The sequence below is a fragment of the Flavobacterium nitrogenifigens genome (assembly GCF_003254565.1).
GTDB lineage: Bacteria > Bacteroidota > Bacteroidia > Flavobacteriales > Flavobacteriaceae > Flavobacterium > Flavobacterium nitrogenifigens.
The window spans coordinates 22,233-29,319 of the sequence record NZ_QJRI01000150.1; the positions used below are offsets into that span (position 1 = coordinate 22,233).

Here is a 7,087-nt window from a genome sequence, read left to right on the forward strand (position 1 = left end):
CATTCGAAAAATATTGAAAAGCCGAGAGGATTTCTCCCGGCTTGTTTAAAACTAAATTAATAAACCCTAATAAGATAATTTATAAAATTGACCTTATTTGCTTAGCATTAGTTTTTAGAAAAATAAACTTAATATCCCGGATTTTGGTAAACTGCTTTTTCATCAGCAGACATCTCCATTCCATCGATTTGTCCTTGCGGAATTGGTCTTAGGTAATGATGCGGATCAATTGTTCTGGTTACTATTTCTGGCGTATGCTGTCCGTAGTTAGATCCTCCTATAGAATATTTCCCTGCAATTTCATTCCACTTCTGTGTTCTTACCAAGTCATACCAGCGGTATCCTTCGCCAAAAAACTCACGTGAACGTTCAGCAAGAATGTAGTTAATATCAATTACGGCTGGAGTCGCATTGGTCATAGCAGCACTATTATCCTGAATTTTAGCAGTATTGCCATTATTATCCCATTTCCATTTTCCGGCTCTGGCTCTTAGTACATTTACAAGCGATCTGGCACTCCAAGATCCCGTAGCTCCTTTAACAGCTGCTTCGGCTGCAACCAAATATAATTCAGAGAATTTTGCTACTGGAAACGGTCTTGTGCTTCCTGCATTAGGCTGTCCCAATCCTCCTGCATTATCTGTTCTGTATGGCCCAAGTTTCCAGAAACCTGGATATACGATTCTGCTAATGCCTTTTGGAGAAATCACATAATCTGCCCTTCCTGGCAATACTCCTGCACCTACTCCGCTTTCGCCTTGGCCAGAAGGATAAATGATTGCAGTTGACGGTTCATCATTCAGGAAACTTAAAACCGCATCGCCTGGTTTAATTGTCAGGCCATTTGCATTGGCCAGCGTTGCCACGCCCGTAAGACCTGTTCCTTGAAGATTCCAATTCCCTCTGAATACTGTTGTGAAAGTTCCATCATATCTTGAATCGTTCGTCTTATCTGCAAAAGTATTCGTAAAAACTTCAATAGGCGGAGCCATTCTAGTCCACGGACGCCCTAAAAATTGGTTTGCTTCTCTTTGTACTGAAGAAACTGCCGCTGTTCCGTTTTTACTTCTTATAGCAGTATAGTTCCAAGTCACCATCCAACCTGAGAAGTTATCTGGAGCACCGCCGCTTCCGTACGTAAGGCTAGCTCCATTGTAATACTCGCTTTCCTGCGTATGATCTGCAAAAAGCATCACTTCTTTATTTCTGTCATTTGCGCCGGCATTAACATCATAATACGAATCAAGCAATCCATAAGACCCTGGATTATTAATACCTTCTACGGCCAAATCATAAGCTTTCTGAAAGTACCATTGCGCATTATGTCCATCAGGATCAGTTCTCGGAGCATCTGGATAAGTAGGAATGCTATTTGGGTTTTCTAACCACCAGGCATAAGTAAGATATGCCTTTGCCAAAAATAACCGCGCTACAGTTTTAGTTACCGTACCAGTCAATCTAGGCGCATCTGGAAGATCCTTAACCGCTGTAACCAAATCTGGAAAAATGGCTTTTGTATATACCTCAGGAACTGTATTACGTCTAGAGTACCTTGATGGTTGGCTGTTAAATTTTAATTCTCCAGCCCCTAAATCTAATGGCACACCTCCAAAAGTCTGCACTAAAAGGAAGTAATCAAAGCCTCTAAAAAATTTAGATTCCGCAATTAAACTGCTGGCAACTCCAACGGCAGCACCATTTTCGATAATACCGCTCGCAGTATTGATATCATAATAAGAATTATTCCACAAAACATCCGAACGGCTTGAAGTCGGATTAATGATACCCACACCAGATAAATCGTGATCTTTAAAATTTCCGTCTGCACTCTGCGCATAGGTAGCTTCATCTGTTCCTGTCTGGCATGCATTATAAAAGTAAGCCTGTCCGTAAATCCAACGCAAATGTGCATAGTGTGAAGTTAAACCCTGTTTAACGCCTTGTTCGGTTTTAAAATAGCCTGGTTCGTAAAAATCATGAGGTTTTTCCTCTAATATATCGGAACAGCCTGCCAATGAAAGTAAAACTGTTGATCCTATAATTAAATTTTTAAAAATATATCGTTTCATATCTGTTCTGATTAAAATGTTAAATTAAGTCCAAATAAATAATTTCTGGTTGCAGGAGTATTAGTGCCTATAACAGAAAATCTTCTCTGATAAGAGGCAACAGCCTGATTTTCGTCACCCAATGAATTCGTTTCGGGATCCATTCCAGATTTATCATGATATGGAGAAAATAAAACAAACGGATTCTGCACTGTGAAATAAAGTCTTAATTTATCGATGCCTAAATTTCTTGTAAAGTCCTGATCAAGAGTATAACCAAGAGTCATTGCTCTAATCTTCACATAAGAAGCATCAAAGTATCCCATAGTAGACATGTATTTAGGGTTATCACCACTTCTGATGCCTCTTGGGTTAGGGAATTCTGCATCTCTGTTATCTGGAGTCCAGTAGTCAACATCAACGTTGCTTCTACGCCCGTTTAAAAGATTCATATAACTTGCTCCTCCATACAATGTGCTTATTAATACACCTCCGCTTTTAAATGCTCCTACTGCATTAAAATCAAATCCTTTGTAAGTTACATTAGTATTGAAACCTCCCTGAAAGTCTGGATCTGTTTCTATAATCTGGCGATCGCTTGCATTAATGGCACGGGCTGGCGAACCATCTGGTTTGTAATCTCCTGTATATTTCACTTTGATCGATCCTACAACTGTTCCCTGCTCATTAATTCCAGTTGGCCCCGGCTCATAAACTGACATATACGGATCGCCTTCCTGCCAGATTCCAACCTTTTCATAATCAAAGATTGAATTAATATTATATCCAACAAACCAGTTGTTGGCTTCGTCACGGCTAGCACCTGATGCTAAAGACACTAACTTATTTTCATTTTTGTAGAAGTTAACTCCCACAGACCATGTCACTCCCTTAGGATTATCTAAAATAACTCCGTTTAATGAGATTTCATAACCTTTGTTTTGTGTTTCTCCTACATTAGCCACATAACTGCTTACACCAGATGTAGCTGGAAGCCCCACACGCTGCAATAGATTTTTTGTATCTGTTTTATAATATTCAACTGTACCAGATAAACGGTTATTAAAAAATCCGAAATCTAAACCATAATTCCATGTAGTTGAAAACTCCCATCCCAAATTAGGATTTGGAAGCTCAGTAACATATACTCCTGTTGAGTTATTGCTTCCAAAATTGTATGGTCTTGTGCTTAAAGCCCCCAGCGTTGCATAAGGAGATACTGCTTGATTTGAAGTTTCTCCATACCCCGCTCTCAATTTTAATAAATTAATGTATTTAATATCTTTCATGAATGACTCGTTTGAAAGAGTCCAACCAGCAGATACTGCAGGATAAGTTACCCATTTGTTGCCTGGAGATAATCTTGATGAGCCGTCAGAACGAACTGTTCCAGAGATGAAGTAACGGTTATCATACGAATACATTAGCCTAGCCATATACGATGTCAATCCCCATTGCGTATAATCCTGATCTGCAGGGTTAATCACAGCTTCTTCTTCGCTTTGCCCTAAATTATAAAACTGGAATGCGTCAGAAGTAATTCCGTTTCGAGTCACTCTTGAACTCTGTCCGGTATATTGCTCATTTGAATACAATCCGACAAAATTTATGGTATGTTTCTGTGCAAACGTTTTATCATAAGTCAGTAAATTCTCCAACAGCCACTGCGTAGACCAGCCGTTTGTTATGGCCGCATTAGAAAGTGTTGCAGGGTTTACGTCAAAAACTCCCTGACCTTCATAATATCCAGCATTTGATGTGCGTAAATTTAAACCGGTATTCAATCTGTATTTTAAACCTTCAACTCCAGGAATTTTAATTTCCGCAAAAATGTTATTATAAGAACTGAAAGCTCTATTTAAATTCACATAAGCATCCCCTAAATTTTCAATAGATTCTCTAGTATAAACCCATTGGTCATCTGCTGCCATGCTAACTGTTCTTTTCAAAGAGCCATCTGCATTGTATGGATTAGCAAGCGGTGAAGTCTGCAGAATAGTTCCTGTTCCGATATTATCACCATTTGTAATGCTGTAGTTGCTATTGGTATTAAATCCAATGCGAATAGATCTATTAATCTGCTGGTCTAAACCTGCTCTAAGGCTAAAACGCTCATAGCTCTGGCCTGGAAGAACCGACTCTTCTTTGTAATATCCTAAACCTGCATTGTAAGCGCCTGTTTCAGTTCCGCCCGAAACGCTAACATCATGGCTGATCATTTCTCCAGAACCGTACAATGAATCCTGCCAATCTGTATTTACATTTCTTTTCTCGTCAACACCATCTGCATATAAACCTGTATAATCACGAAGAGCAGCAAATTTAGCAGCATCCATCATCGGATATTTTGAGAAAACCTGTTTAATGCCGCTAAAACCATTGTATGAAAATGTAGCTTTCTGATTTTTCTTTCCTTTTAAAGTAGTCACTAAAATTACGCCATTGGCTCCACGAGAACCATAAATAGCAGTAGCAGAAGCATCTTTCAAGATATCTACAGACTTAATATCTGCAGGATTAATATCTCCTATCGAACCCGCAAACGGAACTCCGTCTAGTACTACCAAAGGATCATTACTTCCTGTAAGAGATCTTGTTCCTCGAATCCTTATCTGCATAGCGGCACCAGGTTTAGAAGAAGTTTGCGTCATCTCAACCCCAGCAAGCCTTCCTTGTAAAGCTTGGGTAATATTGGCGGCAGGCACTTCATTTAATTCTTTTCCTCCCAATGAAGCAACCGATCCTGTAACAGCCTCCTTAATTTGAGTGCCATATCCTATTACGACAACTTCTTTTAAATTATTGGAATCTTCCTCCAAAAGCACATTAATCTTTGCTTTTCCATTCACGCTAATCTCTTGGCTTTTAAAACCTATAAAGCTAAAGACAAGAACACCATTTGAAGGAACACTTATAACATAGTTGCCATCGAAACCTGTACTTACTCCGTTTTTTGCTCCTTTTAGATTGACATTCACACCAGGAATTGGACCATTCGCATCCGACACTGTTCCTGTAACTGTTGTTTGCGCCTTAATTTGCATTGAGACCAAAAACAATAGGATCAAAAAACCGAAGCTTTTTATATGCTTTGATTTACTTGTAATAAAAAAATTATTCATAAAAACTGATTTAATTATTAAAATTGGTTTTTGTTGGTTAGTTCTTCAAAATACTTTAACAGTTAAAATAGACCATCAACTTTATAAGTGTATTTATTACAAATATAAAAAAATACCTGTAAAAACACAATCGGTTGCGTTAATTTTTTTTGTCATTTTAAAAAAAATACCTTGCAAAAAAAACAGATTCCTTGTTTATTCTAATAAAATATTAAATAATTATCAATAGCAGGGTTTAATACAACGAAAACGTTAGAGATAATAAATCGTTTACTTCAAAATCTTAAAAAAAATATAAAAAGTTAAAATTTAATATTTTTTGAAAAAACACTAAAACGCTGCAGTAAAACCATAAAAAGATCTTTCAAACAGAATCATCTCAATTCCTTATAAAATAAGAGTTTTCCAATATTACAAACTATAAATCAACAAGTTGAGTGTAAAACAATATATTTCATGCAAAACTAAAAACAAACAATCGGTTGCTTATATTCCATAAAAAAACTCCCTTCTAAATAGCTAGAAGAGAGTTTTAAAACTATAAACATGGAAATAAAAATACTAAAGATTCATCTTCTTCGCATCTTCTGCAAATTGTTTTAAGCCAATATCTGTTAAAGGATGTTTCAGCAGACCTTTAATTGCAGAAAGCGGCCCCGTCATGACATCAGATCCAACTTTGGCACAATTTACAATATGCATCGTATGTCTTACAGAAGCTGAAAGGATTTGAGTTTGATAATCATAATTATCGTAAATTTCTCTGATTTCAGAAATTAAGTGCATTCCGTCTGTCGAAACATCATCTAATCTTCCTAAAAATGGAGAAACATAAGCTGCTCCAGCTTTAGCGGCAAGCAAAGCCTGACCAGCAGAAAAAACGAGAGTTACATTGGTGCGAATTCCTTTTGAAGAAAAGTATCTGCAAGCTTTTACACCATCGCCAATCATAGGCAGTTTCACTACAATTTGGGGATGCAGTCCAGCAAGTTCTTCACCTTCTCTAATCATTCCGTCAAAATCTGTTGAGATTACCTCTGCCGAAACATCACCGTCAACGATATTGCAAATATCTAAATAGTGCTTCAGGATATTCTGTTTTCCTGTAATGCCTTCTTTTGCCATTAAAGACGGATTGGTGGTTACACCGTCTAAAACACCTAAAGCCTGCGCTTCTTCGATGTCTTGAAGGTTGGCAGTGTCAATAAAAAATTTCATAAGTTTTTTGGTTTGTGATTAATTCGAGAAACGCGCTGCAGCACATCTAAATTTTAGTGAGTTAAAAATGTGCATTTCGATTGATTTTGCTCTTCAAAAAACCTTCAATAAAAAACACTCCCTATTATTTTATCAAACTGACCTTTTATTCGTTTCGATTTTCAAAAAATAGCAACTAAACCTTTAATCTATTTTTTTCAAATCTCGATTCAAAAAAGCCATAATCTTAATGCACATTTTCGAAGTTTTCATCTAAAAGAATCCTTTTTTTTTAATATTAACGTTTTATAACTATCATATTTAAAAATTTAGATTCTCTTAATTTATTTCTCACTAAGTTTTTTTAAGAAGCCTAACAGGTTTTAAAACCTGTTAGGTTTGCTATAGAAGTTTACCAATTAAATATACTGGTTGATGATATTTTCAAACAATTCTTGTTTGCCGCTTTGAAGATTTAATTCTCCATTTTCGTGAGCGATTGCATAAAGATCATTCAAGTTTAGTTTTCCATCAGCAAAATCTTTACCTTTTCCAGAATCGAATGAGCTATATCTTTCTTTTCTTAATTTCTCATAAGGAGAAGAAGAAATAATTTTATCTGCAGTCAATAATGCTCTTGCAAAAGTGTCAGCACCGCCAATGTGCGCCAAGAAAACATCTTCTAAGTCTGTAGAGTTTCTTCTGATTTTAGCATCAAAG

At 36.8% G+C, this 7,087-nt stretch carries 3 protein-coding genes and 1 pseudogene; all 4 read right to left on the minus strand.

Annotated features, from left to right (window positions below; all coding sequences use genetic code 11):
- Nucleotides 1-128: 128 nt before the first annotated feature.
- Nucleotides 129-2,069 (minus strand): RagB/SusD family nutrient uptake outer membrane protein, encoded by a 1,941-nt coding sequence (locus tag DM397_RS01345; protein WP_111375837.1) that lies wholly within the window; start codon nt 2,067-2,069, stop codon nt 129-131.
- 11 nt (nt 2,070-2,080) lie between these two features.
- Nucleotides 2,081-5,170, minus strand: coding sequence for a SusC/RagA family TonB-linked outer membrane protein (locus DM397_RS01350; protein WP_111375838.1), 3,090 nt, complete (start codon nt 5,168-5,170; stop codon nt 2,081-2,083).
- A gap of 561 nt (nt 5,171-5,731) precedes the next feature.
- A complete protein-coding gene (fsa, locus tag DM397_RS01355; protein ID WP_111375839.1) occupies nt 5,732-6,388 on the minus strand; it encodes a fructose-6-phosphate aldolase in 657 nt (218 codons plus the stop codon).
- A gap of 398 nt (nt 6,389-6,786) precedes the next feature.
- Nucleotides 6,787-7,087, minus strand: a pseudogene (locus DM397_RS01360) (xylose isomerase); the annotation flags it as partial.

Excerpts from the sequence above, each read along its gene's own strand:
- DM397_RS01345 (WP_111375837.1), bottom strand. The coding sequence starts at position 2,069 with ATGAAACGATATATTTTTAAAAATTTAATTATAGGATCAACAGTTTTA.
- DM397_RS01350 (WP_111375838.1), bottom strand. The coding sequence starts at position 5,170 with ATGAATAATTTTTTTATTACAAGTAAATCAAAGCATATAAAAAGCTTC.
- fsa (WP_111375839.1), bottom strand. The coding sequence starts at position 6,388 with ATGAAATTTTTTATTGACACTGCCAACCTTCAAGACATCGAAGAAGCG.